This is a genomic window from Blastochloris tepida, from assembly GCF_003966715.1.
In the GTDB taxonomy this organism is placed as follows: Bacteria; Pseudomonadota; Alphaproteobacteria; order Rhizobiales; family Xanthobacteraceae; genus Blastochloris; species Blastochloris tepida.
On sequence record NZ_AP018907.1, the window covers coordinates 509611 to 534992 of the forward strand.

The 25382-nt window shown below is 69.4% G+C and carries 28 protein-coding genes; 18 read left to right on the top strand and 10 right to left on the bottom strand.

The features are described from left to right. Window positions 1-16: 16 nt before the first annotated feature. The 3 genes from BLTE_RS02285 to purE all read right to left on the bottom strand — a co-directional run bounded on the left by BLTE_RS02285 (window position 17) and on the right by purE (window position 3310). Complete coding sequence (locus BLTE_RS02285) at window positions 17-1258, bottom strand: calcium-binding protein (RefSeq protein WP_126397242.1); 1242 nt, start codon at window positions 1256-1258, stop codon at window positions 17-19. A 451-nt stretch (window positions 1259-1709) separates the two neighbouring features. Then, window positions 1710-2807 carry a 5-(carboxyamino)imidazole ribonucleotide synthase gene (locus tag BLTE_RS02290; RefSeq protein WP_126397244.1) on the bottom strand — a complete coding sequence of 366 codons (1098 nt, stop codon included), beginning with the start codon at window positions 2805-2807 and terminating at the stop codon, window positions 1710-1712. A gap of 11 nt (window positions 2808-2818) precedes the next feature. Next, a complete protein-coding gene (gene purE, locus BLTE_RS02295) occupies window positions 2819-3310 on the bottom strand; it encodes a 5-(carboxyamino)imidazole ribonucleotide mutase (protein WP_126397246.1) in 492 nt (163 codons plus the stop codon). A 122-nt stretch (window positions 3311-3432) separates the two neighbouring features. On the opposite strand from purE, the gene BLTE_RS02300 reads away from it, so the two are divergent. Continuing rightward, the gene (locus tag BLTE_RS02300) at window positions 3433-4101 is read left to right on the top strand and encodes a GGDEF domain-containing protein (RefSeq protein WP_126397248.1); all 669 of its coding nucleotides are present in this window, start codon (window positions 3433-3435) and stop codon (window positions 4099-4101) included. Window positions 4102-4302: 201 nt separating this feature from the next. Here the strand turns inward: BLTE_RS02300 and rnhA are convergent, their stop codons facing one another. From rnhA to BLTE_RS02330, 6 genes are all read right to left on the bottom strand, one after another. Further along, entirely contained in the window at window positions 4303-4794 is a 492-nt protein-coding gene (gene rnhA, locus BLTE_RS02305; RefSeq protein ID WP_126397250.1) for a ribonuclease HI, read from the bottom strand. Further along, the gene (locus BLTE_RS02310) at window positions 4791-5756 is read right to left on the bottom strand and encodes a homoserine kinase (RefSeq protein ID WP_126397252.1); all 966 of its coding nucleotides are present in this window, start codon (window positions 5754-5756) and stop codon (window positions 4791-4793) included. Before BLTE_RS02310 ends, rnhA begins: the two co-directional genes overlap by 4 nt. Window positions 5757-5972: 216 nt before the next feature. After that, the gene (ispH, locus tag BLTE_RS02315; RefSeq protein WP_126397254.1) at window positions 5973-6947 is read right to left on the bottom strand and encodes a 4-hydroxy-3-methylbut-2-enyl diphosphate reductase; all 975 of its coding nucleotides are present in this window, start codon (window positions 6945-6947) and stop codon (window positions 5973-5975) included. A gap of 31 nt (window positions 6948-6978) precedes the next feature. Continuing rightward, window positions 6979-8451, bottom strand: a complete 1473-nt coding sequence (gene pyk, locus BLTE_RS02320) for a pyruvate kinase (protein ID WP_126397256.1) — start codon at window positions 8449-8451, stop codon at window positions 6979-6981. Between the two features lie 19 nt (window positions 8452-8470). Further along, the gene (locus BLTE_RS02325; protein ID WP_126397258.1) at window positions 8471-8962 is read right to left on the bottom strand and encodes a DUF1036 domain-containing protein; all 492 of its coding nucleotides are present in this window, start codon (window positions 8960-8962) and stop codon (window positions 8471-8473) included. 412 nt (window positions 8963-9374) lie between these two features. Then, on the bottom strand, window positions 9375-10076 hold the full coding sequence (locus BLTE_RS02330; RefSeq protein WP_126397260.1) for a DUF1013 domain-containing protein: 702 nt from the start codon (window positions 10074-10076) through the stop codon (window positions 9375-9377). Window positions 10077-10366: 290 nt separating this feature from the next. On the opposite strand from BLTE_RS02330, the gene ruvC reads away from it, so the two are divergent. Then, window positions 10367-10855 carry a crossover junction endodeoxyribonuclease RuvC gene (ruvC, locus tag BLTE_RS02335; protein WP_126397261.1) on the top strand — a complete coding sequence of 163 codons (489 nt, stop codon included), beginning with the start codon at window positions 10367-10369 and terminating at the stop codon, window positions 10853-10855. 63 nt (window positions 10856-10918) lie between these two features. Next, window positions 10919-11536 carry a Holliday junction branch migration protein RuvA gene (gene ruvA, locus BLTE_RS02340; protein ID WP_126397263.1) on the top strand — a complete coding sequence of 206 codons (618 nt, stop codon included), beginning with the start codon at window positions 10919-10921 and terminating at the stop codon, window positions 11534-11536. 13 nt (window positions 11537-11549) lie between these two features. On the opposite strand, the gene BLTE_RS02345 is transcribed toward ruvA, so the two are convergent. Further along, window positions 11550-12134 (bottom strand): Uma2 family endonuclease, encoded by a 585-nt coding sequence (locus BLTE_RS02345; RefSeq protein ID WP_244600083.1) that lies wholly within the window; start codon window positions 12132-12134, stop codon window positions 11550-11552. Between the two features lie 128 nt (window positions 12135-12262). On the opposite strand from BLTE_RS02345, the gene BLTE_RS02350 reads away from it, so the two are divergent. The 15 genes from BLTE_RS02350 to BLTE_RS17960 all read left to right on the top strand — a co-directional run bounded on the left by BLTE_RS02350 (window position 12263) and on the right by BLTE_RS17960 (window position 25378). Beyond that, window positions 12263-12538: a type II toxin-antitoxin system ParD family antitoxin gene (locus BLTE_RS02350; RefSeq protein ID WP_126397265.1), complete on the top strand. Its 276-nt coding sequence runs from the start codon at window positions 12263-12265 to the stop codon at window positions 12536-12538. Beyond that, complete coding sequence (locus tag BLTE_RS02355) at window positions 12528-12839, top strand: type II toxin-antitoxin system RelE/ParE family toxin (protein WP_126397267.1); 312 nt, start codon at window positions 12528-12530, stop codon at window positions 12837-12839. The genes BLTE_RS02350 and BLTE_RS02355 overlap by 11 nt, the downstream gene beginning before the upstream one ends. Window positions 12840-12964: 125 nt before the next feature. After that, window positions 12965-14011, top strand: a complete 1047-nt coding sequence (ruvB, locus tag BLTE_RS02360) for a Holliday junction branch migration DNA helicase RuvB (RefSeq protein ID WP_126397269.1) — start codon at window positions 12965-12967, stop codon at window positions 14009-14011. A gap of 3 nt (window positions 14012-14014) precedes the next feature. Next, window positions 14015-14650, top strand: coding sequence for a hypothetical protein (locus BLTE_RS02365; RefSeq protein ID WP_126397271.1), 636 nt, complete (start codon window positions 14015-14017; stop codon window positions 14648-14650). A gap of 54 nt (window positions 14651-14704) precedes the next feature. Continuing rightward, entirely contained in the window at window positions 14705-15217 is a 513-nt protein-coding gene (locus BLTE_RS02370; RefSeq protein WP_126397273.1) for a phasin family protein, read from the top strand. Between the two features lie 96 nt (window positions 15218-15313). Then, entirely contained in the window at window positions 15314-15751 is a 438-nt protein-coding gene (gene ybgC, locus BLTE_RS02375; protein WP_244600175.1) for a tol-pal system-associated acyl-CoA thioesterase, read from the top strand. A gap of 158 nt (window positions 15752-15909) precedes the next feature. After that, window positions 15910-16371, top strand: coding sequence for a hypothetical protein (locus tag BLTE_RS02380; protein ID WP_126397277.1), 462 nt, complete (start codon window positions 15910-15912; stop codon window positions 16369-16371). A 241-nt stretch (window positions 16372-16612) separates the two neighbouring features. Beyond that, a complete protein-coding gene (locus tag BLTE_RS02385; RefSeq protein ID WP_126397278.1) occupies window positions 16613-17086 on the top strand; it encodes a hypothetical protein in 474 nt (157 codons plus the stop codon). Between the two features lie 108 nt (window positions 17087-17194). Continuing rightward, the gene (locus tag BLTE_RS02390; RefSeq protein WP_126397280.1) at window positions 17195-17845 is read left to right on the top strand and encodes a TetR/AcrR family transcriptional regulator; all 651 of its coding nucleotides are present in this window, start codon (window positions 17195-17197) and stop codon (window positions 17843-17845) included. A 118-nt stretch (window positions 17846-17963) separates the two neighbouring features. Next, window positions 17964-18473 carry a DUF2852 domain-containing protein gene (locus BLTE_RS02395; protein WP_126397282.1) on the top strand — a complete coding sequence of 170 codons (510 nt, stop codon included), beginning with the start codon at window positions 17964-17966 and terminating at the stop codon, window positions 18471-18473. 500 nt (window positions 18474-18973) lie between these two features. Further along, window positions 18974-19666 carry a protein TolQ gene (gene tolQ / locus BLTE_RS02400; protein WP_126397284.1) on the top strand — a complete coding sequence of 231 codons (693 nt, stop codon included), beginning with the start codon at window positions 18974-18976 and terminating at the stop codon, window positions 19664-19666. 65 nt (window positions 19667-19731) lie between these two features. Further along, window positions 19732-20190 carry a protein TolR gene (tolR, locus tag BLTE_RS02405; RefSeq protein ID WP_126397286.1) on the top strand — a complete coding sequence of 153 codons (459 nt, stop codon included), beginning with the start codon at window positions 19732-19734 and terminating at the stop codon, window positions 20188-20190. Continuing rightward, window positions 20190-21218, top strand: coding sequence for a cell envelope integrity TolA family protein (locus tag BLTE_RS02410; RefSeq protein WP_126397288.1), 1029 nt, complete (start codon window positions 20190-20192; stop codon window positions 21216-21218). The genes tolR and BLTE_RS02410 overlap by 1 nt, the downstream gene beginning before the upstream one ends. A 24-nt stretch (window positions 21219-21242) precedes the next feature. Next, window positions 21243-22574 (top strand): Tol-Pal system beta propeller repeat protein TolB, encoded by a 1332-nt coding sequence (gene tolB / locus BLTE_RS02415; protein WP_126397290.1) that lies wholly within the window; start codon window positions 21243-21245, stop codon window positions 22572-22574. A gap of 227 nt (window positions 22575-22801) precedes the next feature. After that, window positions 22802-25378 (top strand): response regulator, encoded by a 2577-nt coding sequence (locus tag BLTE_RS17960; protein ID WP_160140486.1) that lies wholly within the window; start codon window positions 22802-22804, stop codon window positions 25376-25378. Window positions 25379-25382: the final 4 nt, after the last annotated feature.

Consider the following 25382-nt stretch of genomic DNA (forward strand, 5'->3'; position numbering starts at 1 on the left):
CGTCGGGGTGGCCTGCTCAGAACAGGGCGAAGTGCTCCGCCTTCAGCGCGCCCAGGTCGACATTGGCCAGCGTCAGCGAGGTGTCGGAGGCGGCGTGGTGGAAGACCGCGTCGCTGCCGACCTGCTCGGCCGCTGCCAGCAGCGACGCCAGATCCTGGAACACGACGTGCGACACCAGCACGATGTCGTGCTCCGGCCCGCCGAGGACGAAGTCGGTGACCACGTCGTCGCCGCTCCACGCCATGAACACGAACGTGTCGCGGCCGCCGCCGCCGGTCAGGATGTCGTCGCCGGCGCCGCCGCTGAGGATGTCGTTGCCCTCATCGCCGGCCAGAACGTCATCGCCGCTACCGCCGTCGATGGTGTCGTCGCCATGGCCGCCCGAGACATCGTCGCTGCCGGTGCCGGCCAGGATCAGGTCGTTGCCATTGCCGCCCGCGATCGTGTCGCTGCCGTCGCCGCCGTCGATCCTGTCGTCGCCGTCGCCGCCGTCGATGGTGTCGTTGCCGGTGCCGCCGCCGATGCGGTCGTTGCCGGTGCCGCCGGTGACGGTGTCGTTGCCGTCGCCGGCCACGATCAGGTCGTTGCCGTCGCCGCCGTCGATTGTGTCGTTGCCGGCGGCGCCCTCGAGCGCGTCGTCGCCGCTGCCGCCGTCGATCTGGTCATTGCCGGCGCCGCCGCTGATGCGGTCGTCGCCGGTGCCGCCGATGGCGGTGTCGTTGCCGTCGCCGGCGACGATCAGGTCGTTGCCGTCGCCGCCGTCGATGGTGTCGTTGCCGGCGGCGCCCTCGAGCGCGTCGTCGCCGCTGCCGCCATCGATCGCGTCGATGCCGGCGCCGCCGCTGATGCGGTCGTCGCCGGTGCCGCCGGTGACGGTGTCGTTGCCGTCATCGGCCAGGATCAGGTCGTTGCCGCTGCCGCCGTCGATCGTGTCGTTGCCGGTGCCGCCGCTGATGCGGTCGTCGCCGGTGCCGCCGGAGACGGTGTCGTTGCCGTCGCCGGCCAGGATCAGGTCGTTGCCGTCGGTGCCGTCAATGGTGTCGTTGCCGGTATTGCCCATGGGGAGCTCTATGATGGTAATGAAGGAAAGGGTTATTGGAGTCGCCGAGGGAAGCGGAACATGTGCTTCCGATGCCGTGGCCAGAATGTTCTGCCAATAACTCTCACGGTAGGTTAGTCCAGGAATCCTGGCCTCGGTGATGGTTCGGGGGGATTCACTGGCTTCGAGGCCGTTTTGATCTTCAATTTTCGTGGTCATTGAACCGCCCCGCGCCTGCTGGATACTTCGCTCCCGCCCTGAGGTCCGGTCGATCCCGGATGCCCGTTCTGCGTGCGGGAGATTGCATCAATACACGCGTAATTTTATGCAGCCGGGTGTCACTTTTTTAACGAATGGACGACACGCCAAGCTTTCCCGCCGGCAGCCATGCGCGGGTCCGGCGATCTGCGTCAGGAAATCTGGTAAAAACTCTGGAGGCGGACTGAAAAGGCTTCGTGGATCGTAGGTATATCCGGGCGGAATCCAGCGAGCCGGTTCAAATTTAACGGAGCGCTGCGATTATCGTCAGTCGAATGGCGATCCGTTTCGGCGTTGAAATTTCAGGGTTGCGCCAAAAGTCTCGCGCCCGTGCGTCGCGCCCGGGTTTGGACCGGACGGCGACAATGCTGCAACCGAGCAAAACCTGGGGGTGTCTTGCCCTTCGGTCACATCAGGAAAGCGGGTCCAGCCTTGTGACGTGGCCCATTTTTCGGCCGGGGCGGGCCTCGGCCTTGCCGTAAAGGTGCAGCGCGGCGCCGGGCTCGGCCAGCAGCTCGCGCCAGCTCTCGACCTCGGCGCCGATCAGATTGGTCATCACCACCCGGCCGAGCCGGCGCGGGCTCGCCAGCGGCAGGCCGCACACCGCGCGCACGTGCTGCTCGAACTGCGACACGGTGCAGCCGTCGAGCGTCCAGTGGCCGGAATTGTGCACCCGCGGGGCGATCTCGTTGACGACGAGGCGCGATTCCGCCCCCTGTGGCAGCACGAACAGCTCGACCGCAAACACGCCGACGAAGTCGAGCCCCGCGCCGATCGCCGCGGCGATCGCCATCGCCTCCTCGGCCACCGCCGCCGGCACGTCGGCCGGCACGGTGGAGGTGTGGAGGATGTGGTCGCGGTGGACGTTCTCGGTGAGGTCGAAGGGCCGCACCGTGCCGTCGGCGCCGCGCGCCGCCACTACCGAGGCCTCGCGCTCGAACGGCACGAAGGCCTCCAGGATCGAGGGCGCCATGCCCACCGCCCGCCACGCCGCGTCGAGGTCGGTGCCCGCACGGATCGCCGCCTGACCCTTGCCGTCATAGCCGAGGCGGCGGGTCTTGAGGATCGCCGGGCGGCCGATGGCGGCGACCGCCGCCTCGAGGTCGGCGCGCGAGGAGACCTCGGCGAATTCGGCGGTGGCAAGGCCGAGCCCACGCACGAAACGCTTCTCGCTCAGCCGGTCCTGGGTGGTGGCCAGCGCGCGGACGCCGGGCAGCACCGGCCGCAGCCGCTCAAGCAGCGCCACCGCGGAATCGGGGATGTTCTCGAATTCGTAGGTGACGATATCGACCGACTGGGCGAAGCGGGCGAGCGCCGCCTCGTCGGCATAGTCGGCGCAGGTGGTGTCGCGCACCACCTCGAAGGCCGGGCTGTCCGGCCGGTCGGCATAGACGTGGCAGGGGATGCCGAGGCGGGCGGCGGCAAGCGCCAGCATGCGGCCGAGCTGGCCGCCGCCGAGGATGCCGAGCCGGACGCCGGGCGAGACGCCGGGCGCGGGCAGGGGGGGCATGCCGGGTCCGCTCATGCCGGGGAGATGGGCTGCTCGGCCACGGCCGCGGTCTGTCGCGCCCGCCACGCCGCGAGCCGCCCGGCGATCGCCGCATCCGACAGCGCCAGGATGGCGGCCGCCAGCAGCGCGGCATTGATGGCGCCGGCCTTGCCGATGGCCAGCGTGCCGACCGGGATGCCGGCCGGCATCTGGACGATCGAGTGCAGGCTGTCCACCCCGCGCAGCGCGTGGCTCTCCATCGGCACGCCGAGCACCGGCAGCGGCGTCAGCGCCGCCGTCATGCCCGGCAGGTGGGCGGCACCGCCGGCACCGGCGATGATCACCTTGAAGCCGTGATCCTTGGCGCCCCTGGCGAAGGCATAGAGCCGCTCGGGCGTGCGGTGGGCCGATACGATACGGGCATCGAACGGCACTTCGAGCGCATCCAGCGTCTCGGCAGCGTGCCGCATGGTGTCCCAATCGGATTGGCTGCCCATGATGATGGCAACGGGCGGCGCGGTCATGTCGGGTCTTTTTTTGGAGAATCCGGATCGGAAGAGGCGCAATTTATAGGTATCCGCGGCGTCGCGACAAGGCGACGAAATCATTTTGACGGGCTACACTCTCTTTGGACTGGGAGTGTGTCATGGACGGCAAAGGCGAACAGCGTCAGGAGATCACCATCCCCCGCCGGGATATCGACACCCGCCGTGCGGTACCGGATTTGCCGGACGCCACCCAATTGCCGCTGCCGACCCGCACGATGCTGATGCAGCTCGTGGCCGAGGTCGAGCGGCTGGAGGCGGAACTGGCGGCGGCCCGCGCCGAGTCCGACCAGCTTGCCGCCCGCGCCGAGGAAGACCCGCTGACCGGCCTCGCCAACCGCCGCGGTTTCGAGCGGGAAATGGTCCGCACGCTGTCCTACATCCAGCGCTACGGCGCGACGGCGGCGCTGCTCTATATCGACCTCGACGGCTTCAAGGGCATCAATGACCGGCGCGGCCACGCCGCCGGCGACGCCGTGCTGCGGTCGGTGGCCGAGTGCCTCGGCGACCATGTGCGCGCCTCCGACCGGGCGGCGCGGCTGGGCGGCGACGAGTTCGCGCTGATCCTGTGGAACATCTCGGCCGAGGACGCCGAGCGCAAGGCCCGCCGCATCGAGGAGATGATCGCCGCCCTGCCGGACACGGCGGGCGAGCTTGGCGCCTCGGTGGGGGTGACCATGCTGAGCGGCGACGACACGCCGGCCGTCGCCGAGGCGCGGGCCGACCGGGCGATGTACATCCGCAAGGCGGCGCGCACCGCCGAGCGGTGAGTGGCCATAAATTGTGTTGTCATCCCGGCCGAGCGTAACGAGACCCGGGATCGCTTTTTTGTGTTTCGTCATCCCGGACGGCGCGTAGCGCCGAGCCGGGATCGTGATCCGGAAAAGAACACCCCTTCCGGAGAACGGTCCCGGGTCGCGCGGCTGACGCTGCTTGCCCGGGACGACAGCTCCTCCAAGGCTCCGCACAGCTCAGCCGCCGCGCCGTCCCTTCAGGAACGGCGCCATGCCGGCGCGGGCGAGTTCGTCGGCGCGCTCGTTCTCGGGGTGGCCGGCGTGGCCGCGCACCCAATGCCAGCGCACGGTGTGGGCGGTGCGGGCGGCGTCGAGCCGCTGCCACAGATCGACATTCTTGACCGGCGAGCCGGAGGCGGTGCGCCAGCCCTTGCGCTTCCAGCCGGCGATCCACTCGGTGATGCCCTGGCGCAGATATTGGCTGTCGGTGTGCAGGTCGACCACGCACGGCCGCTTCAGCGCCTCCAGCGCCGAGATCGCCGCCAGCAGCTCCATGCGGTTGTTGGTGGTGAAGGCCTCGCCGCCGCTGAACTCCTTCTCGACGCCGTCGCAGGCCAGGATGGCGCCCCAGCCGCCGGGCCCGGGATTGCCGGAGCAGGCGCCGTCGGTCCACACCTCGACGCGCTTCGGCGCCTTGCCGGCCGCCATACCGGTCGCATCCTCGCTCATGCCGCGAGCCCGTAGTCGCGCGCCGAGGAGGCGTAGCGGTGGAAGCGCAGCTTCTTCAGGTACTCGATCGGGTTCTTCGGCCGCACCAGGGCGCCCGGCGGCACGTTCAGCCAGTCGACGAGGCGGGTGAGCAGGAAGCGCAGGGCCGCGCCGCGGCAGAGCAGCGGCAGCGCCGCCCGCTCGGCCTCCGACAGCGGCCGCACGGCCTCGTAGCGCTGCAGCAGCGCCCGGCCCTTGGTGACGTTGAACGAGCCGTCGGGCTCGAAGCACCAGGCGTTGAGGCACACCGCGATGTCATAGGCCAGCGTGTCGGTGCAGGCGAAGTAGAAGTCGATCAGCCCGGAGAGCCGGTTGCCGAGGAAGAACACATTGTCCGGAAACAGGTCGGCGTGGATGACGCCTTCGGGAAGCCCGTTGGGCCAGCTCGCCTCGACCACGGCGAGCTCCTCCTCGATGAGGGCGGCAAGCCCCGGCGCCACGGTGTCGGCGCGGTGGCCGGCGCGCTTGGCGAGCGGCCGCCAGCCCGCGACCGACAGCGCGTTGGCGCGCTGACGCGCGAAATCGGCGCCGGCAAGGTGCAGCCGGGCCAGCGCCTCGCCGACCTCGGCGCAATGGGTGACGGCGGGCTGGCGCACCGACATGCCGTCGAGAAAGGTGACGATGGCCGCCGGCCGCCCGGCCAGCGTGCCGAGCGCGGTGCCGGCGCGGGTCTTCACCGGCAGCGGGCAGATGAGGCCGCGGCCGGCGAGGTGCTCCATCAGCGCGAGGAAAAACGGCAGGTCGGCCGGGTCCACCCGCTTCTCATAGAGCGTCAGGATGTAGTGCCCGGCGGCGGTGTGGATCAGGAAGTTGGAATTCTCCACCCCCTCGGCGATGCCCTTGCAGGACAGAAGCTCGCCAAGATCGTAATGGTCGAGGAACGCCGAAAGCTCTTCGGTTCCGACCTCGGTATAGACAGCCATTGCGTATCCGCCAGAGTTCGTGCGGTTTCCACTTTTGCGGAAAATGCTCCAGCGAGATCGAGCCGTGTGAGGGGTCGCTTCAATCTCGCCCAACCTCACCCCTCACCCGCCTCGCGATCCTTGATCGCTCGGCACCCTCTCCCGCAAGGGGAGAGGGAAGAAGAGGCCGCGCCTTCCCACGGTTTCCGGAGTATCGCTTCAGGATCCCGGAAACGGTCAGGCCGCGTCCGGGCGCAGCTCGCGCGGCAGCGGGAAGAACATGTCTTCCTTGACGGTGGTCACCGTCTCGACCGTGATCGCGAAGCGCTCGGCGAAGGCCTCCATGATCTCCTCGATCAGCACGTCCGGCGCCGAGGCTCCGGCGGTGAGGCCGATGCGGGAGACGCCCTCGAACCGGCTCCAGTCGAGGTCGCTGGCGCGCTGCACCAGCACGGCGACCTTGCAGCCCAGCCGCTCGGCGGCTTCGCGCAGGCGCTGCGAGTTCGACGAGTTCGGCGCGCCGACCACCACCATGGCCTCGACCTGCGGCGCCACCTGCTTCACCGCCTCCTGACGGTTGGTGGTGGCGTAGCAGATGTCCTCGATGTGGGGGCCGGAGATGGCCGGGAAGCGGCGCTTGAGCGTGGCGATGGCGTCGCGGGTGTCGTCGACCGACAGCGTGGTCTGGGTGACGAAGGCAAGCTCCTTGCCGGCCGGCGGCTCGAACGCCTCGATGTCGTCCACCGTCTCGACCAGGGTCACGGCCCCATCAGGGAGTTGGCCCATGGTGCCGACCACCTCGGGGTGGCCGGCGTGGCCGACCAGGATGACGTGGCGGCCGCGCTTGAAATGGATCTCCGCCTCGCGGTGCACCTTGGTCACCAGCGGGCAGGTGGCGTCGAGCGTGGTCAGCTTGCGGCTGGCGGCGGCCTCGCTCACGGTCTTGGGCACGCCATGGGCCGAGAAGATCACCGGCGCCGCGGTGTCGGGCACCTCGTCCAGTTCCTTGACGAACACCGCGCCCTTGGCCTTGAGGCTCTCGACCACGAAGCGGTTGTGGACGATCTCGTGGCGGACATAGACCGGCGGCCCGAAACGCTTGAGCGCGGTCTCCACGACATCGATCGCCCGCGTGACGCCGGCGCAGAAGCCACGCGGCGAGCACAGCAGGATTTGCAGAGGCGGTTTGGCGGGTGCGGCAGGCTCGGTCATGCCGGCACATGACCTCTGTGCCGGCGGAGTGTCAAGGCGCGGCGGTTGCGGATCGGGTCGCACCCGAACCGGCCGGCTCCGCGGCATCGTTGCCGACGAAGGCGATGCGCAGCATGTTGGTGGCGCCCGGGGTGCCGAGCGGCACGCCTGCGACAATAATGACCCGCCGGCCGGGCACGGTGAAGCCGTCGAGATAGGCGAGGCGGCAGGCGCGGCTGACCATGTCGTCGAGGTCGCGCGGATCCTCGGCGACGATCGGGTGGACGCCCCACACCAGAGCGAGCCGGCGGGCGGTCTCCCAGCACTTGGAGATGGCGACGATGTGGGGCTTCGGCCGCTCGCGCACCACGCGCAGCGCGGTGGCGCCGGAGGCGGTCCAGCAGGCGATGGCGTCGAGCGCCAGGGTCTCGCCGATCTCGCGGGCGCCGGCGGCGATGGCGTCGGCGCCGGTGGCCTCGGGCTCGGTGCGCTGGTTGCGCAGCAGCGTGTGGTAGTTGGGGTCGCGCTCCACCTGCTCGGCGATGCGGTTCATCTGCGCCACCGCCTCGACCGGATACTTGCCGGCGGCGCTCTCGGCCGACAGCATGATGGCGTCGGCGCCCTCGAACACGGCGGTGGCGACGTCCGACACCTCGGCGCGGGTGGGGGAGGGATACTCGATCATCGATTCGAGCATCTGGGTGGCCACCACCACCGGCCGGCCGATGCGGCGGGCGTGGCGGGTGATCTGCTTCTGCAGGCCGGGCACCTGCTCCAGCGGCAGCTCGACGCCGAGGTCGCCGCGCGCCACCATCAAGGCGTCGGCGATCTCCATGATCTCGTGCAGGCGGGCGATGGCCTGCGGCTTCTCGATCTTGGCCAGCACCTTGGCGCGGCCGCGCGCCACCTTCAGCACCTCGGCGACGTCCTCGGGCTTCTGCACGAAGGACAGCGCGATCCACTCGACCCCGGCGTCGAGCGCCGCCTCCAGGTCGCTGCGGTCCTTCTCGGTGAGCGCCGAGAACGGGATGGTGGTGTCGGGCAGGCTCACGCCCTTGCGGTTGGAGATCTGGCCGCCGACCTCGACCCGCGTCACCGCGCGCTCGGGCGAAGCTTCCTCGACCACCAGCAGCAGGCGGCCGTCATCGACCAGCAGGCGGTGGCCGGGTTCCAGCGCGCCGAGGATTTCCGGATGCGGCAGGTGCACGCGCGTCGCGTCGCCGGGGGTGCGGTCGGCATCGAGCACGAAGCGGTCGCCGACCGCCAGCGTCTCCTTGCCGGCGGCGAAGGTGCCGACCCGCAGCTTGGGCCCCTGCAGGTCGACCAGGATGCCGATCGGCCGCCCGAACTCGTGCTCGACATCGCGAATCATCGCCACGAAGCGGCGCATGCCGGCGATCGGCGTGTGGCTCATATTGATGCGGAAGACATCGGCGCCGGCCTGGAACAGGCGGGCGATCATGTCCCTGTCGCTGGACGCCGGGCCCAGCGTGGCGACGATCTTGGTGCGGCGCTGGCGTCTCATGTCCGCGGCGGGGCGATTGTCAGCGGGGTTTGACCTTGCCGGTGGAAGCAGGCTCGCTCTGCATCGCATCTGTGAGCTGAACCGTCCAGCTTTTTTGTTCACTGGTGTCGACTTCAAAGAAGCCGGTGCGGTCATAGCCGCGCGCCAGGCAATCCTCGATGCCGCGAATTGTGAACTCTTTATCGCGGGTGCACATGAAAGCCTTGCCGGCCCACTCGCCGCCGCGGTCATAGTCTACGCCGTAGATATAATAGAACCGGGCGACCAGCGCGCCGCGCATCAATGTTTCGCAAGAGTTGGGTGGGAGGTTCCACCAGCCCTCGGTGGTCCAGCGCTCGCCCTCCTTGTAGCCGACGGCGAGGCCGACGCGGCTTCCGGTCTTGTTGCAGACGCGAAAGTCGGCGAAGGCGGAACTGCTGGCGGCCTCGGCAGCCACCGCGGCGGCCACCAGGGCCGCGAGGGCGATGGCGAGCCTGGCGTGACGGTGGAACCGAAGAACGCTGCCGGACATGACCCTACAAAGATGACGTTACGACCAGACGACAGGATGCGGCCGATCATGACGTTTCCGGTGTCCCGAAGGGATCGACCGGAAACCTTATGATCCGCCATCCAATCTCGCAGAAAATCCTTGGCGGGGAACGGGATTCCTGAAGATGGGATTCCTGGCGACGGGATTCCTCACGAGCGGACCACGACGGCCGCCCCGGCGGGGGCATATCGTGTGGCGTGGCGGTATTCACCCGCGCCGGGTGGCGCAGTCAACGCGCCGATCATGGCAGCGGCGGGGCAGAATCGGGCGCGGCAAGACCGGCGCCTGCATGACCGCTGGGCGGCAACCCTGCCCGGCGAAGCCATGCGGGTTCCATCGACCGGTGCTTTTCTTCCCTCTCCCGCAAGGGGAGAGGGAAAGCAGGCCCGCCTCACTCCTCGTCGTCGTCGTGGCCGCGGCTGTCCTGGAACTTGGCGAACACCTTGGAGAGGTCGACCTCGGACTTGCCCGGGCGCGCCTCTTCCTCCTCCTCCGGCTCGATCTCGTCGGCGCGGGTGGTGATCTCGGCGGGCAGCAGCGTGGTGCCGCCGGCGGTCGGCAGCGGCTTCTCCTTGGCGGCGCGCTGGACCTCCAGGTCGAGGTCGATCTGCGAGCACAGGCCGAGCGTCACCGGGTCCATCGGCTGAAGATTGGCGCTGTTCCAGTGGGTGCGCTCGCGCACCGCCTCGATGGTCGACTTGGTGGTGCCGACGAGGCGCATGATCTGCGCGTCCTTCAGCTCGGGGTGGTTGCGCACCAGCCACAGGATGGCGTTGGGCCGGTCCTGGCGCTTGGACACCGGGGTGTAGCGCGGCCCGCGCCGGCTCTTCGGCTCCGGCACCCGCACCTTCGATTCGAGCAGCTTGAGGCGGCGATGGGGGTCGGCGATGGCGAGGTCTAGCTCCTCGCGCGACAGCTGGCCGGTGGCCACCGGGTCGAGGCCCTTGATGCCCTGGGCGGCCTCGCCGTCGGCGATCGCCTTCACCTCCAGCGGGTGCAGCTTGCAGTAGTCGGCGATCTGATCGAACGTCAGCGAGGTGTTCTCGACCAGCCAAACCGCGGTCGCCTTCGGCATCAGAGGGGCGTTGGCCATCACGATCTCCTGGACACAGCGAGGGGGCCCAATAGGGGGATTCGACGGGGCAAGTTCAAGAGGCTCTCGGTCAATAGTTCTCTGCGCGCCGCCGTCCTTCCGGACGGAGCCCCGCATCGCTCTCGATGGTCGGGATTTTCGCGCACTATAGGGATTGCGTTTCCGATCCGCAATCGGTGCGGCGCTTGCCGGCGGCGGCCATGGCGGCTAACCCGGACGTGCGGCGCCGCCCCGCGAAGCTTCCGGAAGGTATGCCGTTCCGATGGTCCCCAACCCATGATCCTCAAGACATGATCCGCATCATCGGTCTCGATCCCGGCCTGCGGCGCACCGGCTGGGGCATCATCGCGGTCGAGGGCTCGCGGCTCGGCTTCGTCGCCTGCGGCACCGTTGTCTCCGACAGCGCCGAGGCGCTGGCCTTGCGCCTCAAGGCGCTGCACGAGGGGCTCTGCGCGGTGATCGCGGCCCACCGGCCGGACGAGGCGGCGGTGGAGGAGACGTTCGTCAACAAGGATGCCGGCGCGACGCTGAAGCTCGGCCAGGCGCGCGGCATCGCGCTCCTGGTGCCGGCGCAGGCCGGCCTCGCGGTCGCCGAATACGCCCCCAATCTGATCAAGAAGACGGTGGTCGGCGCCGGCCATGCCGACAAGGTGCAGATCCAGGCCATGGTGCGGCTGCTGCTGCCCAAGGCCGACCCGCAGAGCGCCGACGCCGCCGACGCGCTGGCGGTGGCGATCACCCACGCCCACCACCGCACCATCCGCAAGCTGGTGGGGTGAGGGGCGGGAAGCGGGCGGGAAACTTGCCAAGATGCGGGACAGGAAACCAGTCGAGACGGCGGCATGATCGGCAAGCTCAAGGGCGTCATCGATTCCTATGGCGAGGATTTTGTGATCCTCGACGTGCATGGCGTCGGCTATCAGGTCCACTGCTCGGCGCGCACGCTGCAGGCGCTGCCGGCACCCGGCGAGGCGGCGACGCTGGCGATCGACACCTTCGTGCGCGAGGACCAGATCCGGCTGTTCGGCTTTGCCGCCGACACGGAGCGCGAATGGTTCCGCCTGCTGCAGACGGTGCAGGGGGTGGGCACCAAGGTGGCGCTGGCCATTCTCTCCACGCTCAAGCCGGCCGAACTGGCCAGCGCGATCGCGCTCGCCGACAAGGCGATGGTGGCCCGCGCGCCCGGTGTCGGGCCGAAGGTGGCGGCGCGCATCGTCGCCGAACTCAAGGACAGGGCGCCGGCCTATGCCGAGGTCGATCCGGCGGTGGCGAAGCTCGCCGGCGCGGTCGAGGACAAGCGGGCACCGGCGCCGGTGGCCGACGCGGTCTCGGCGCTGGTCAATCTCGGCTACGGCCAGCCGCAGGCCGCCGCCGCCATCGCCGCCGCGGTGCGCGAGGCCGGCGAGGACGCCGAGACAGCCAAGCTGATCCGGCTGGGGCTGAAGGAACTGGCGAAGTGAGCGCGGCCGCCGCTCAGGACAGCACGTCGCGGTAGACCTCGGCCACCGGCATCTCGAAGCCGATGGCGGGCAGGGTGAGCAGGGCTGACGGGTCGCTGATCGTCGGCCGCTCAAGCCAGCCTTCGCCCTGGCGGTCCAGCACGTCGATGGCGACCTCGTCGCGGGCGACGATGACATAATGCTGCAGCGAGGGGAGGCGCTTGTAGAGGCTCCATTTCTCGCCGCGGTCGCGGCGCGCGGTGCCGCCGGAGGCCACCTCGACCAGGACGGTGGGGTCGGAGAGCGACGTCGCCTCCTTCTCCAGCGGTCCGCAGCGGACCATCACGTCCGGCAGCGCGGCGAGGTCCATGAACCGCTGCTTCAGGTAGAAGGTTTCGGCGAACGGCCGGCAGTCGGAGCCGCGGCGGCGGAAGTCGACCATCATCGCCGTGGTGATGTTCTGGACGATGCGGTTGTGCTCCCAGCGCGCGCCGACCATCATCTTGACGACCCGCCCGCCGAGAAGCTCCCACTTCTCGTTGGCCGGCTTGTCGGCGAGATAGTCCTCGAAATCGTCGAGGCTCATATATTCGAAGCCGTCCTCCGAGCGCGCCCGCATGGCCGTTCTCCTGATCGAACAACTATACGCGGGAACGCCCTCGAGCGGGACTCGGTGCGTGCGAGGCGTTCGCGACTTGACGCTTTCCCTGCTCTGCATGACACTGTCATACGCGAGGAGGAGCGCCCATGCGCAGCAGCAAGCCGATCACCGTCACCCTGGGCGCCCAGCAGAGCAGTCTCGACCGGCGGCTGGCCTCGGGCGCCTACAGTTCGGCCAGCGAGGTGCTGCGGGCGGGCCTGCGGGCGCTGGACCGGGAGGAGGCGGCGCTCGACGAGATCCTGCGTGAAAAGGTCCGGGCGTCGCTTGCCGATCCGCGGCCGAGCCTGCCGGCGGAGGACGTTTTCGCCGGTCTGCGCCAGCGCCATGCCGCGCGGCTGAAGGCCGGCGACCGTGACGCATGAGGTCCGGTTCCGGCCCTCGGCCGTTGCCGATCTGGCGTCGCTCTACGACCATATTGCCGAAAGGGCCGGCCCCCGGATCGCCGGGGACTATCTGTCGCGCATCGAGGCGGCGTGCCGCCGGCTCGAAGCGTTTCCGGAACGCGGCACCCGGCGGGACGATCTCGCGCCGGGCCTCCGCACGATCGGATTCGAACGGCGGGTCACCATCGCATTCCGGGTGCTGGGACGCGTCGTCGAGATCGTCGCCATCGCCTATGGCGGGCGCGATTTCGGGCCGGAGCTTCTCGAAGGCGAAGAGTAGAGCCTGAGCCTCCGGTAGGACGGCATCAGATCGGATGCCCAAAGGCGATACCGGCCCACCCGACCTGCCCGGGTGCCCTCTCCGGCGCACCGCAGTATAAGCGCCCCATCTCCTGAGGGAATCGCATGGCCACCCCGCCCCGCCGCCTGGTGCAGCCCGACAAGCGCGACGACGATGCCGACGCCACGCTGCGGCCGCAGCGGCTGGCCGATTTCGTCGGCCAGGAGCAGGCGCGGGCAAACCTGAGCGTGTTCATCGCCGCCGCCCGCCAGCGCGCCGAGGCGCTCGACCACGTGCTGTTCGTCGGGCCGCCGGGCCTCGGCAAGACGACGCTGGCGCAGATCGTGGCGAAGGAACTCGGCGTCGGCTTCCGCGCCACCTCCGGACCCGTCATCGCCAAGGCCGGCGACCTCGCCGCGCTGCTCACCAATCTCGAAGAGCGCGACGTGCTGTTCATCGACGAGATTCACCGCCTCAATCCGGCGGTGGAGGAAATCCTTTATCCGGCGATGGAGGATTTCCAGCTCGATCTGATCATCGGCGAGGGGCCGGCGGCGCGCTCGGTGCGCATCGACCTCGCCAAGTTCACCCTGGTCGGCGCTACCACCCGCGCCGGCCTTCTCACCACGCCGCTGCGCGACCGTTTCGGCATTCCGGTGCGGCTGAACTTCTACACGGTGGCGGAGCTGGAGTTCATCGTCAGCCGCGGCGCCCGCGTGCTCGGCATCGGCATGACGCCGGAAGGCGCCAACGAGATCGCCCGGCGCGCCCGCGGCACGCCGCGCATCGCCGGCCGGCTGCTGAGACGGGTGCGCGACTTCGCGCTGGTCGACAACAGCCCGGCGATCGACCGGGCGGTGGCCGACCGGGCGCTGGTGGCGCTGGAGGTCGATGCCGCCGGGCTCGATGCCATGGACCGGCGCTACCTCTCGGTGATTGCGCTCAATTATGGCGGCGGGCCGGTGGGGATCGAGACCATCGCCGCGGCGCTGTCGGAGCCGCGCGACGCCATCGAGGACATCATCGAGCCGTTCCTGATCCAGCAGGGCTTCGTGCAGCGCACGCCGCGCGGCCGGCTGATCACCGCCCACGCCTTCCGCCACCTTGGCCTCGCCGAGCCGGCGCGGGAGAGCGGGCAGTTCACGCTGTTTCAGGATCCCGCCGAGGATTGAGCGATGTTCTCGGACGACGCCGTCTGCCTTCGAGCGCTGACCGCGTTGGGTGGCGACGAGCGCACCCTCTTGGCCATGATCGCGGCGGAACAGGCGATCGGCGGCGACCCGTTCGGCCTCGATCCCATCGAGCGCGTCCTGGTGCGGCTGTGGACGTCGTCCGGCTCCTGGCATCGCATCTTCAATGGGGAGATGGACGGGCGTCCGCTCGCGCTCGGCGATTATCGTGGCGTGTTCGTCCTGCAAGCGCGGTTCGACACCGCGATCCGCAAGCTGCCCAGTTTCGCCGGGGTGTGTTTCCGCGGCGTTCGTGCAGTGCCTCCATCAACTGAACGCCTGGAGCCTGTACAGATGGGATCGGCTCGCACCAACGCACCGGATTGGCGAGCTTTCTGGGTAGATCGCGTTGGTCAAACCTTGCGTTGGAATCGTTACTCCAGTGCGTCTGCTGATCCGGACCGCGCCTTTTCTGGTGAGCTTTTGTTCACGATCGTGTCGAGGGCCGGCCGGCGGCTTCAGGGCTATGCGGAAGACGAGGGTGAGCAGGAGATCCTTTTCCTGCCGGGCACACTGTTCCATATGATAGAGTGCATTGCTTGTGGCGACCGCCTGAACGTCACCCTGATCGAGATCGTGTGACGGCGGTGCGGGCCGAACCGGGGATCACGGGCCGTCCGTGAACGCGTGGCAGACATGAACATCGCGGCGAGCGACCTCAGAGCCCAGATCGAGAGCGCCCGGGCGCTGCTCGCGGACGAGGCCGACAAGGTCCGCCATGTTCGTGAGCGGTTGGCCGAGCCTGTGCCTTCCCATGCCCCTTCGACGCCGCTGCTCGACCGCATGCAGTCCGGTTGGCGGGATTGCGAATTCTTGGTGTCGGGCGCGGAGATCGCCGAGAACCGCCTTGCCGCGGCATTGTCGGAGGCGATCGACAGGCTCGGAGAGGCGCAGGCGGCAATCCGCGCCGCGCCGGCCACGGCCATCGCCGACCTCGGCGAGCGGGCGATCGGCTATGCCGAGACCACCATGGCAGCGAGTGTCGATATGGCACAGCGCCTGTTGCGCGCGCGTGACGTCCAGGAGATGTTGCAAATCCAGGCCGAGTTCGTGCAGAAGCAGATCGCGACGCTGGCGGCGCAGGCAGAGGCTCTCCATGCAACCGCTGCGCAGCGGTTGCATGGAGACGGCGATACGGCCGTCCGCTGATCTCGAGTTCCTGACGTGACATCCGTTCCGAATTTCGTCGGCGGCGAAGGCCGCTCGTGGCCCGACCTTGCCGGCCGCCTCGTACCCGGCGGCCATGTGCTGGCGGTGCGGGTCTATTACGAAGACACCGACTTCTCCGGCTTCGTCTACCACGCCAATTTCCTGCGCTACATGGAGCGCGGCCGCTCGGACTATCTGCGCCTGCTCGGTGTCGAGCAGGGGTCGCTGTTCGAGGAGGCGGTGGCGGAGGTCGGGGCCGGCTTCGCCTTCGTGGTGCGCCACATGGACCTCGATTTCCGCCGGCCGGCGAAGATCGATGACATTCTCGAGGTCCACACCCACCCGGCCGAGGTGCGCGGCGCCTCGCTGACGCTGGCGCAGACCGTGCGGCGCGGCGAGGAGATCCTGATCGCCGCCAGGATCAAGGTCGCGTTCGTGGCCGGCGAGCGCGCGACCCGCATTCCGCTCGGCCTGCGCAAGGCGATGGGCGCCGATGTCGACGCCACCACGGTGGACGCCACCCCTGCGGGCTGAGCCCGCAAGGGAACCTCCAGCCGCATGCGGCATTGTCCTAATCCACAGCGTGACCAGGGCCGATGGCCGGACCGGCGGGGCGCGTCCCCACACCGGCCGATCGGGAAAAGCGGTCCGCGCGAGATACGGGACAGGACAGCGGTGAGAGGAGTTGGCGCATGGGCGAGATGGGTCGTCACACGATCGAGTTCCGGCGGGTGGAGCCGGGTGACCAGGTGATTCTGACGACCTTCGGCCGCAGCGAGGCGCGCGGCTTCGCCGCGGCCGGTGCGCCGGGCGTGGCGGTGTGCCTGCCGCCGGGCACCGAGGTCCGCTTCAACGAGCCGATCGCCTGCGAGACGGCCGCCGGCCTCGTGCCCGACATTCCGGCGGGCGAGCAGGTCGCCTGGATCCGGCAGGTCAGCGTCGACATTCCCTGCATCCACCACGATGCGCTGGAGCTCGCCGATGGCCGGGTGGTGATGTTCACCCAGCTGCGCGAGGGCCAGCAGGCGACGGTGGTGCGGATGCCGGCCACCGCCATCGGCGGGCCGGGCGGCGGCACGCCGCGGCTGCCGCTGGAAGCGTTCCGCGCCCTGGCCGAGCCGGCCGACGACAGCGGCCAGCCGATGTTCATCTGAACGCCCTGATGGCGACGTCGCGAGGCAAGGTCGAACGACTTGACCGCGCGACGTTGCCGCAGGGGGCGGAAATCCGGAACCTCGGCCCGTCCCCGAACATTCCTGCTCATCATCGACGTTCCCCATCGACAGCCCCGGATCGGCCGCACCGAACCGGGAACCGGGGGCGGCTTGGCCAACGCCACGCCCGCGGCAGGGGAGGGCCTTCGCGGCCGATCGTCAGAACAGGAAGGATGCTCACATGTGCGACTACAGTCTTCACCATGTGATGTCCCGGCCGGCACGGGTCGGAGAGACGCTGGTAGCGACGATGTTCGTCAACTCCATCACCCGCGGCTTTGCCGCGCCGGACGATCCGGATGTCGCGGTCTGCCTGCTGCCGGGAACCGAGCTCGGGTTCGACAAACCCGTCGAGTTCGAGCCGGCGTTCGGCGCCTTCGCCAACCGGACGGCCGGCAGCAATCTGGCGCGGTTCCGCCAGATCAACATGGACAACCCCTATCTCCACCACGACGCGCTGGAGTTTCCGGACGGCCAGGTGGTGCTGGTGACGCACCTGTGCGCCGGGCAGCGGGCGACCGTGCTGCAGCTGCCGGCGGGCGCCGCGATCGAGGAGCATCGCCACGCGGAGGCCGGCGGCGAGACGGCTGCGCCGGCCGGCCCGTCCGCTCCGGCCGAGGCCGCGGGCGGGCAGCACGAACCGCAGACGGCATGAGGACACCCGCCACACCGCGCGCGCGGCGCGGAACGGACATCCGGCTGACAGGGCGGCGGCGCGCGGCATGGTCGACGCTGCCGCCCGGCTCATGTAATAGCTCGTTACATGAGCTGGTCCAAGGACGGCGGCCGGGCCGGGTCGCGCGCGTATCACCACGGCAACCTCAAGGAGGCGCTGGTCCGCGCCGCCCTGGAACTGATCGCCGAGAAGGGGCCGGCCGGCTTCACCTTCGCGGAGGCCGCGCGCTGGGCCGGGGTGAGCCCGGCCGCGCCCTACCGCCATTTCCGCGACCGCGACGAGCTGCTGACCGACGTGGCGCGGCGCGGCTTCGAAATCCTGGCCGGCCAGCTCGCTTCGGCCTGGAACGGCGGCCGGCCCGAGCCGTTCGCGGCGTTCGAACGGCTGGGCAAGGCGTATCTGGCGTTCGCCCGCGCCGAGCCGGCCTATTATTCGGCGATGTTCGAGGCCGGCGTGCCGCCGGACGGCTCGCCGGAGCTGCGCGAGGCGGGCGAGCAGATCTTCGCCATCCTGCGCGAGGCCTCCGAGGCGGTGGCCGCCACCATGCCGGCGGGCCGGCCGCCGGCGGCGATGATGGCGCTGCACATCTGGTCGCTGGCGCACGGCATCGCCTCGCTGTTCGGCCGCGGCGACAAGGCACGGCGCAAGCTGCCCATGCCGCCCGAGGATCTGCTGGAGGCGGGCCTCCTGGTCTATTGGCGCGGCCTCGGCCTGCCGCCGGGCGGCGCCATGGGGTGAGCGCGGCCGGAACGCATCTGCAGACGCGGCTTCTTGAGACGATGCCCCTGGAGGGCCCTTGACAATCACCATGCCCCTTCCCATCATGTAAATGTAATTAACATTGACGGAGGTCACGATGAGCGACGCTGCACGCGCTCAATACTGGGATGGCCGGTATGAAGGCGAAGACCGGTGGCGGGCCGGGCGGCTCCATCCGGGCCGGATCGCGCTGATCGTGATCGCCTTCATCCTGTGGTGGCCGATTGGGTTGGCCGTATTGATCTATTCGATCTGGAGCGGACGCATGGACTGCTGGAACGATTCCTCGCGCTACGAGCGCAAGATGGCGCGGATGCAGGAGAAGATGGACCGCATGCGCGCACACATGGATGGCCGCGGCTCGGACGTCCGCGGCTCGGGCGGCGGTTCCTGGTGGGGCGGCCGGCGCGAGCCCGCCGCCGGATCGAGCGGCAACCGGGCGTTCGACGAGTACCGCGCCGAGACGCTGAAGCGCCTTGAGGAGGAGGAGCGCGGGTTCCGCGACTTCCTGGAGCGGCTGCGTCAGGCCAAGGACAAGGCCGAGTTCGACCAGTTCATGGCCGAGCGCCGCCGCGTCGCCGAGCCGGAGCGTCCGGCGGACGCGTGACGGTCTCGACCGCTGAAGGGACTACGAGCCGCCGGTGCCGCAAGGTGCCGGCGGCTTTGCGTTCCCCCTTGGGGGCGTCGTCCCGGCCAAGCGCCGAAGGCGCGCGAGCCGGGACGTTTTCAGGAAGGGGTGTGGGGTGTCTTTATCTCGCGGACGGTCCCGGCTCGGCGCTTCGCGCCGTCCGGGACGACGCCGGGATTGACGCTCGCCCCAGGACGCCGGGGCACGCGCTGCCTCCCCTGCGCACGACTTTTCATCATCGTTAACCGGACGTTAATCGGCTGAGGATCATCTGGAGCCGAGGAACGGGGCGTGCCGCGCCCTTAGTTCAGCCATATTCGGCGGCAAGACGAGCCTTGAGAGACCGAGCTTGGCCGGCCGTCATCGCAGGCGCCCCACAGGCGCCTTGGCCTGAACATCGTCGCCGACGGCGCCGGCCGTGATCCCGTCCGAGCGTGGCGCCGAGCGATGCCGGAGACGGACGACCGAAAGCAGTGCCGATGACCCCCGACCTGACTCCTTCCGTCGACATGTCGCTCCTGACCCTGTTCCTGCAGGCGCATTGGGTCGTCAAGAGCGTGATGATCGGGCTGATCTGCGCCTCGATCTGGGTGTGGGCGATCGCCATCGACAAGTGGCTGCTGTTCCGGCGCACCCGCGCCGCCTGCGACCAGTTCGAGCAGGCGTTCTGGTCCGGCCAGTCGCTGGAGGAGCTCTACCGCACGCTGTCGGCGCGGCCGGCCGATTCGATGGCGGGGCTGTTCGTGGCGGCGATGCGCGAGTGGAAGCGCACCTTCGAGGGTGGCGCCCGTTCGTTCGCCGGGCTGCAGCAGCGCATCGACCGGGTGATGGACGTGTCGATATCGCGCGAGGTCGAGCGGCTCGAGTCGAAGCTTCTGGTGCTGGCCACGGTCGGCTCGGCCGGCCCGTTCATCGGCCTGTTCGGCACGGTGTGGGGCATCATGACCAGCTTCCAGTCGATCGCCGCGTCGAAGAACACTTCGCTCGCGGTGGTGGCGCCGGGCATCGCCGAGGCGCTGTTCGCCACCGCAATGGGGCTGATCGCTGCCATACCGGCGACGATTTTCTACAATAAGTTCACCTCCGAAGTGAACAAGCAGGCCGCGCGGCTGGAAGGTTTCGCCGACGAGTTCTCGGCGATCCTGTCGCGCCAGATCGACGAGAACGCTTAAGCCGCAAGGTTTCAGGCCGCAGGGTTTCGGACCTCAAGATTTCAGGGGCGCAGGGTTTCAGGGCAATGGGCGCTGGCACCGTATCCTCGGGCGACAAGACCGGCCGTCGCCGCCGGCGGGGCGGGCGCGCCGTGATGAGCGAGATCAACGTCACGCCGTTCGTCGACGTGATGCTGGTGCTGCTCATCATCTTCATGGTGTCGGCGCCGCTGCTCACCGTCGGCGTGCCGATCGACCTGCCGCAGACCCAGGCCAAGGGCATCGAGCAGAACACCGAGCCGGTGACCATCTCGGTCAACACCAAGGGCCAGGTGTTCCTGATGAACAGCGAGATCCAGATCGACGAGCTGGTGCCGAAGCTGCAGGCCATCGCCCAGGCGCGCGGCGGCGGCCAGGACGAGCGGGTGTTCGTGCGCGGCGACAAGTCGGTCGATTACGGCACGGTGATGAAGGTCATGGGCCGGCTGTCGTCCGCCGGCTTCAAGCGCGTGGCGCTGGTCACCGAAGTGGAGCAGGGGGGCTGATGCGCTCGGATCGGAGCTTCGTCGCCTCGGCCTCGCTGCACGCGGTGGTCCTCGGCATCGGGCTCGTCACCTTCGACGCCCGGCCGATGGTGGTCGCGCCGACGGAGTCGATGCCGGTCGACATCATGTCGATGTCGGAGTTCTCCCAGCTCACCCGCGGCCAGAAGACCGCGCCCAAGGCGGAAAAGCCCAGGCACGTCGCCGAGAAGACCGGCGAGGTGAAGCCGCCCGACACCGAAACCAAGAAGATCGCCGACAAGACCATCGACTCGGCGACCCCGCCGCCGTTGCCGCCGAAGGTCGAGCGTCCGCCCGAGCCGGACAAGAAGGCCGAGTCCAAGCCGGAGCCCGAGCCCAAGAAGGTGGAGGCCAAGCCCGAGGCCAAGCCGGAGCCGAAGAAGGCCGAGCCCAAGCCGGAGATCAAGCCCGACGCCGAGGCGCTGGAGAAGCTGATCGAGAAGGCGGAGAAGACCGAGAAGAAGCCCGAGCCGCAGAAGAAGGCCGAGGTCAAGCCGCCGCCGACACCGCCGGCCAAGCCGGTGGCGCGGCCGAAGCAGCCGCCGCCCCCGCCGGTGGCCCAGACCCCGCCCGATCCGAACTCGAAGTTCGACACCAGCAAGATCGCCGCGCTGCTCGACAAGCGCGCGCCGCAGCGCACGGCCGCCAGCGCCGCGGAGGTGTCGCACACCGCCTCGCTCGGCTCGGTCACCGGGCAGGCGCAGCAATTGTCGCAGACCGAGATCGACGCGCTGCGCGCCCAGATCCAGCGCTGCTGGAACCCGCCGGTGGGCGCCGCCGAGGCGCGCGATCTCATCGTCCGCGTCCGCATCGCCCTCAACCAGGACGGCTCGCTCGCCGGCCAGCCGATGCTGGTCGACCACAGCGGCGGCGGCTATTTCCAGGTGGCGGCGGAGAGCGCGATGCGGGCGATCCGCCGCTGCGCGCCCTACACCCTGCCCGTCGCCAAGTACGAGGCGTGGCGCGACGTCGAGGTCACCTTCGATCCGCGCGACATGTTCCGGGGCTGACCCCGCCCTTCGCCCGAGACCCAAATGCCCGCTTTCCTTCCGACACGACGCGATCTCCTCCTCGCCGGGGCTGCCGGCGCGACCGTTCTCGGCCTGCCGCGGCCGGCGGGCGCGGTGCTCAAGCTCGACATCACCCAGGGCGTGGTGCAGCCGCTCCCCATCGCGCTGCCCGATTTCGTCGGCGCCAGCGCGCCGGATGCCGAGTTCGGACGAAACGTCACCCAGGTTATCACCGCCGATCTCAAGCGATCCGGCCTGTTCGCGCCGATCTCGCCGCAGGCGTTCATCGAGCGCATCACCAATTTCGACCAGCAGCCGCGCTACCCGGACTGGCGGGTGATCAACGCCCAGGCGCTGGTCACCGGCCGCATGACCCGCCAGCCGGACGGCCGGCTGCGCGCCGAGTTCCGGCTGTGGGACGTGTTCGGCGGCGCCCAGCTCACCGGCCAGCAGTATTTCACCACGCCCGAGAACTGGCGCCGCGTCGCCCACATCATCGCCGACGCCATCTATGAGCGGCTGACCGGCGAGAAGGGCTATTTCGACACCCGCATCGTGTTCGTCGACGAATCTGGACGCAAGGAACGCCGGGTCAAGCGGCTGGCGGTGATGGACCAGGACGGCGCCAATGTGCGCTATCTCAGCCGCGGCGACGAGGACGTGATCACCCCGCGCTTCTCGCCCAACAGCCAGGACATCACCTACATGGCGCTGAACCGCGGCGCCTGGCGGGTGTACCTGATGAACATCGAGACCGGCCAGCGCGAGGCGGTGGGCAACTTCCCCGGCATGACGCTGAGTCCGCGCTTCTCGCCGGACGGCCAGCGCGTGGTGTTCTCGGCCGAGCAGGGCGGGGTGACCTCGATCCATGTGATGGACCTGCGCTCCAAGCAGATCTTCCGCCTGTCCAATTCCGGCGCCATCGACGTGGCGCCGTGCTACTCGCCGGACGGCCGGCAGATCGTGTTCGCCTCCGACCGCGGCGGCTCGGCGCAGCTCTATGTCATGGGCGCGGACGGCTCCGGCCAGCGCCGGCTGTCGTTCGGCGATGGCAGCTACACCACGCCGGTGTGGTCGCCGCGCGGCGACCTGATCGCCTTCACCAAGCAGGGCGGCGGCCAGTTCGCCATCGGCGTGATGCGCCCGGACGGCTCGGGCGAGCGCATCCTGACTGCCGGCTACCACAATGAGGGGCCGACCTGGGCCCCCAACGGCCGGGTGGTGATGTTCTGGCGCGACCCCGGCGGCGCCGGCGGTCCGTCGCTCTACACCGTCGACCTCACCGGCCAGAACGAGCAGCGCATACCCACGCCGAGCTACGCCTCCGACCCGGCCTGGAGCCCGCTTCTCAGCTGATCCGGATTACTGGGGATGGCGCCGCGATCCGGCCTCTCGACCCGCTGAAAGCCCTTGCGCTGCAAGGGGATTTTCGGACGCCCGACCGGACAGCCCGAAGCTTGGCCGGCCGGTGCGCGCGCTGGAGCCGGCCGGGCGCCGGGCGCGTTTCTGTACCGGGCGGTCCAGGTCTGCTATCAGAGGCGGTGTGGGCCGGGGGCCCGGAGACATGCGATTCGGTGAGGGTGGTGGCTTCCAACCTGGGGAGCGGATCAGGCCGCCCGGCAGGGCGCACGCTGTGGGCGCTGCTGGCCGCCATCATCGTTGTCCCGCTGCTGGTGTTCGCCGGCGCGGCAGCGGTCTCCTATCGCAATCAGTTCGCCGATGCCAATGAGCGCCTGCAGCGCTTCCTCGACGTCGTGCACGAGCACGCGGTCAAGGTGTTCGAGACGCACGAGCTGGCGGCCGGCCAGGTCAATGCGATGCTCTATCCGCTCAGCGACGAGGCGATCGCCGGCCAGCAGGAGCAGCTGAACCCCAGGCTGAAGCTCCTGATCGAGCGTCTGCCGCAGGTCGGCGCCATCTGGGTGCTGGACGAGACCGGCCATCCGCTGCTGAGCAGCAATTTCGTGCCGGCGCCGCGCGATCTCGACCTGTCGGACCGCGAATATTTCAGCGTCCACCGCGACGGCCGCGTCGGCCCGGGCGCCACCTATATCAGCGAGATCCTGCAGGGCCGGGCCAATCCCGGCGCCCGCTTCTTCCAGCTCACCAAGCGGCGCGACCGCGCCGGGCGGTTCGCGGGCGTGATCGCGGTGTCGATCCGGCCGGACTATTTCGAGAATTTCTACGAGCAGGCGGCGCGCTCGGGCTTCGATGCCGTCGGCCTCATCCGCGTCGACGGCTCCATCCTCGCCCGCTATCCGACGCGCGAGGACATGAAGCAGCGCCTCGCGCCGACCAGCGGGCTGATGCGGACGGTGGCCAAGAACCCCGATGCCGGCAGCTACGAGACGATTTCGGACGTCGACGGCGTCGACCGGCTGATGGCCTATCGCCGCCTGCCCGGCGAGTCGGTCTACCTCACCGTCGGGCTCGACCGCGCGCGCATCCTGGGCAACTGGCGCGCGGCGCTTGCGACGCACATGATCTACGGCGTGCCGGCGACCCTCGGCCTCGGCGTGCTGGGGCTGGTGGCGATGCGCCGCACCCGGCGCGAGGCCGACGCGCTCGCCCGCCTCGCCGCCGAGACGCTGCACCGCGCCGAGATCGAGGAGCAGCTCCGCCACTCCCAGAAGATGGAGGCGATCGGCCAGCTCACCGGCGGCATCGCCCACGACTTCAACAATCTGCTGCAGATCGCCATCGGCAGCCTGGACATTCTCAAGCGCCGCCTGCCGAACGGCGATCCGCGCAGCCGCGAGCTGGTGGAATCGGCGCTCGACGGCATGACGCGGGCCGCCAGCCTGACGCAGCGCCTGCTCGCCTATGCCCGCCGGCAGCCGCTGGATCCCAAGACGGTGGACGTCAACCATCTGGTCCAGAACGTGTCGGAGCTGTTGCGCAGCACGCTGGGCGAGACCGTGCGCATCGAGACGGTGCTGGCCGGCGGGCTGTGGCCGGCCTATGTCGACGCCAACCAGCTCGAAAGCGCCATCGTCAATCTCGCGGTCAATGCCCGGGACGCCATGCCCCATGGCGGGCGGCTGACGGTGGAGACCGGCAACGCCCATCTCGACGATTCCTATGCCGAGCAGAATCCGGACGTCATGCCCGGCCAGTACGTGCTGGTGTCGATCACCGACACCGGCACCGGCATGACGCCGGAGGTGATCGCCAAGGCGTTCGAGCCATTCTTCACCACCAAGCCGGCCGGGCAGGGCACCGGGCTCGGCCTGTCGCAGGTCTATGGCTTCGTCAAGCAGTCGGGCGGCCACGTCAAGATCTACAGCGAGACCGGCAGCGGCACGGCGGTGAAGCTCTATCTGCCGCGGCGCTACGGCCACGAGGTGATGGGCGAGATCCATCTCGACCGGGTGCCGGCGCAGGCGGCCGACAATTCCGCCGCCATCCTGGTGGTGGAGGACGAGGACGGCGTGCGGCACTTCGTGTGCGGGGCGCTGCGCGACCTCGGCTACCGGGTGGTCGAAGCCTCCAGCGGCCGGCAGGCGCTGGAGCTGCTGCGGACCCATCCCGAGGTCGGGCTGCTGCTGTCGGACGTGGTGATGCCGGAGATGAACGGCCGCGATCTCGCCGATCTCGCGCTCGCCCAGTATCCGGATCTGCGGGTGATGTTCATGACCGGCTACACCCGCAACGCCATCGTCCACAATGGCGTGCTCGATCCGCAGATGCGGCTGATCAGCAAGCCGTTCACCGTCACACAGCTCGCCACCAAGGTGAAGGAGGCCTTCGGCGAGGAGACGGCGGAGGCGCCGGCGGCCGCGACCGGGCGGCCGCTCGTGCCCGACGGGCCGCTGCGCATCCTGGTGGTCGACGACGAGCCGCTGGTGTCGCTGGGGCTGGTCGATCTGCTGGAAGGCGAGGGCCACGCGGTGATCGAGGCCAGCTCGGCCAAGGAGGCGATCGACCGGCTGTCGGAGGAGAATTTCGACGTCGTGGTCACCGACCACACCATGCCGGGCATGACCGGCAGCGAGCTCGCCCGCGTCATCCGCACCCGCTGGCCCGGGGTCGGCATCGTGCTGTCGTCCGGCCATGTCGACCTGCCGGGCGCCGACATCGCCCGCCTGCCGCGGCTCGACAAGCCCTACCGCATCGATCAGGTGCGCCGGGCGGTCGATCAGGCGATCTGCCGGCATTAGAGCT

Coding starts and splice junctions, on each gene's coding strand:
- BLTE_RS02395 (WP_126397282.1), top strand. CDS start 17,964: ATGAGCGACGCTGCACGCGCTCAATACTGGGATGGCCGGTATGAAGGC.
- rnhA (WP_126397250.1), bottom strand. CDS start 4,794: ATGAGCGAGGATGCGACCGGTATGGCGGCCGGCAAGGCGCCGAAGCGC.
- BLTE_RS02310 (WP_126397252.1), bottom strand. CDS start 5,756: ATGGCTGTCTATACCGAGGTCGGAACCGAAGAGCTTTCGGCGTTCCTC.
- BLTE_RS02410 (WP_126397288.1), top strand. CDS start 20,190: ATGCGCTCGGATCGGAGCTTCGTCGCCTCGGCCTCGCTGCACGCGGTG.
- pyk (WP_126397256.1), bottom strand. CDS start 8,451: ATGAGACGCCAGCGCCGCACCAAGATCGTCGCCACGCTGGGCCCGGCG.
- BLTE_RS02365 (WP_126397271.1), top strand. CDS start 14,015: ATGTTCTCGGACGACGCCGTCTGCCTTCGAGCGCTGACCGCGTTGGGT.
- ispH (WP_126397254.1), bottom strand. CDS start 6,947: ATGACCGAGCCTGCCGCACCCGCCAAACCGCCTCTGCAAATCCTGCTG.
- ruvA (WP_126397263.1), top strand. CDS start 10,919: ATGATCGGCAAGCTCAAGGGCGTCATCGATTCCTATGGCGAGGATTTT.
- BLTE_RS02325 (WP_126397258.1), bottom strand. CDS start 8,962: ATGTCCGGCAGCGTTCTTCGGTTCCACCGTCACGCCAGGCTCGCCATC.
- tolB (WP_126397290.1), top strand. CDS start 21,243: ATGCCCGCTTTCCTTCCGACACGACGCGATCTCCTCCTCGCCGGGGCT.
- BLTE_RS02390 (WP_126397280.1), top strand. CDS start 17,195: ATGAGCTGGTCCAAGGACGGCGGCCGGGCCGGGTCGCGCGCGTATCAC.
- BLTE_RS02380 (WP_126397277.1), top strand. CDS start 15,910: ATGGGCGAGATGGGTCGTCACACGATCGAGTTCCGGCGGGTGGAGCCG.
- BLTE_RS02385 (WP_126397278.1), top strand. CDS start 16,613: ATGTGCGACTACAGTCTTCACCATGTGATGTCCCGGCCGGCACGGGTC.
- BLTE_RS02345 (WP_244600083.1), bottom strand. CDS start 12,134: ATGCGGGCGCGCTCGGAGGACGGCTTCGAATATATGAGCCTCGACGAT.
- tolQ (WP_126397284.1), top strand. CDS start 18,974: ATGACCCCCGACCTGACTCCTTCCGTCGACATGTCGCTCCTGACCCTG.
- ruvB (WP_126397269.1), top strand. CDS start 12,965: ATGGCCACCCCGCCCCGCCGCCTGGTGCAGCCCGACAAGCGCGACGAC.
- BLTE_RS02330 (WP_126397260.1), bottom strand. CDS start 10,076: ATGGCCAACGCCCCTCTGATGCCGAAGGCGACCGCGGTTTGGCTGGTC.
- BLTE_RS02285 (WP_126397242.1), bottom strand. CDS start 1,258: ATGACCACGAAAATTGAAGATCAAAACGGCCTCGAAGCCAGTGAATCC.
- BLTE_RS02300 (WP_126397248.1), top strand. CDS start 3,433: ATGGACGGCAAAGGCGAACAGCGTCAGGAGATCACCATCCCCCGCCGG.
- tolR (WP_126397286.1), top strand. CDS start 19,732: ATGGGCGCTGGCACCGTATCCTCGGGCGACAAGACCGGCCGTCGCCGC.
- BLTE_RS02370 (WP_126397273.1), top strand. CDS start 14,705: ATGAACATCGCGGCGAGCGACCTCAGAGCCCAGATCGAGAGCGCCCGG.
- BLTE_RS02350 (WP_126397265.1), top strand. CDS start 12,263: ATGCGCAGCAGCAAGCCGATCACCGTCACCCTGGGCGCCCAGCAGAGC.
- ruvC (WP_126397261.1), top strand. CDS start 10,367: ATGATCCGCATCATCGGTCTCGATCCCGGCCTGCGGCGCACCGGCTGG.
- purE (WP_126397246.1), bottom strand. CDS start 3,310: ATGACCGCGCCGCCCGTTGCCATCATCATGGGCAGCCAATCCGATTGG.
- BLTE_RS02290 (WP_126397244.1), bottom strand. CDS start 2,807: ATGCCCCCCCTGCCCGCGCCCGGCGTCTCGCCCGGCGTCCGGCTCGGC.